This is a genomic window from Serratia sp. 506_PEND (genome assembly GCF_001076875.1).
In the GTDB taxonomy this organism is placed as follows: domain Bacteria; phylum Pseudomonadota; class Gammaproteobacteria; order Enterobacterales; family Enterobacteriaceae; genus Serratia; species Serratia marcescens.
The window spans coordinates 1-878 of the sequence record NZ_JVEL01000156.1 but is presented as its reverse complement, the minus strand read 5'-3'; the positions used below and the strand labels follow the sequence as shown (position 1 = coordinate 878).

Below are 878 nucleotides of genomic sequence, written 5' to 3'. Positions count from 1 at the left end.
AACAGGGCGGGTTCGCCGGCGGCCATACGCTGGCCTCGCTCTGGTCACAAACTAATCGTAGTTGAAGGCGTTGGTTTTTTTAAGCGATGGCTGTGATAGATGAAAGTTTGCACGCAGGCGAAGAAAGGGCGAAAAAAAGGCCCGTAACGGGCCTGTTGTCGAGCGGCGCGTTCGCCGCTTATTTGCGTCCCAGCAAGAAGCCGAAAACGATGCCGACCGCCGCCGCAACGGCTACGCCGGCCAGCGGGTTGGCTTCCACCTGGGTTCTTACGCTATCCGCCGCGTCTCGGGCGGCATAGCTGGCCTGGGAGGCGTATTTGCGCGCCGCGCCGCGCACCTGATGCTCCGGAGAATCAACGGCTTTGCCGAACGCTTCCTGTACCGCGCCTGCGGCTTCATTGGCTTTGTCTTCCGCTTTTCCAAACATGCTGCTCTCCTGTTCCTTGTGGGTTAACGAACCCTAAGCCTAGCAGGTGAATGGCATTTTTTGCAGCATTCTGTGCGTTATAAGATCAATCTGAGCAAAGAAAAGTCTTTCCATACGCGCGGCGTCGGCTTCACCCGCGCGTTTTTTTATGTTCTATTGGCTAGCGGTTTAACCGAGAATCTTTACCCTTTGACCGATTCGTTGAGTTGAAAGGACTCCCCATGTCAGTACTGCGTATTCTGGCGCTGCTCGCTGCGACCGCCGCCGCGTTGCCCGCCCTGGCCAAGCCGGCGGCTCACGGCACGGCGGTCGAGAACGGCATTCGTTGGCAATCTTGTCTCAACAGCGGTTTTCAGCGCTGGTTCGATGAGGCGCCGCCGCCGGGGCTGCGCTGCGGTTACCTCGAGGTGCCGTTAGCCTACGCCACGCCGCCCGCCCATGCGGCGCAGGC

At 59.3% G+C, this 878-nt stretch carries 1 protein-coding gene and 1 pseudogene; one reads left to right on the top strand and one right to left on the bottom strand.

Annotated elements, in window-relative coordinates; all coding sequences use genetic code 11:
* Positions 1 to 178 precede the first annotated feature (178 nt).
* On the bottom strand, positions 179 to 427 hold the full coding sequence (locus ADK28_RS04045) for a CsbD family protein (RefSeq protein ID WP_016927634.1): 249 nt from the start codon (positions 425 to 427) through the stop codon (positions 179 to 181).
* Positions 428 to 648: 221 nt separating this feature from the next.
* Between ADK28_RS04045 and ADK28_RS04040 the strand changes: the two are divergent.
* Positions 649 to 878, top strand: a pseudogene (locus tag ADK28_RS04040) (alpha/beta hydrolase); the annotation flags it as partial.

Bases quoted from the DNA above. Each gene is read 5' to 3' on its own strand.
- ADK28_RS04045 (WP_016927634.1), bottom strand. From the start codon at position 427: ATGTTTGGAAAAGCGGAAGACAAAGCCAATGAAGCCGCAGGCGCGGTA.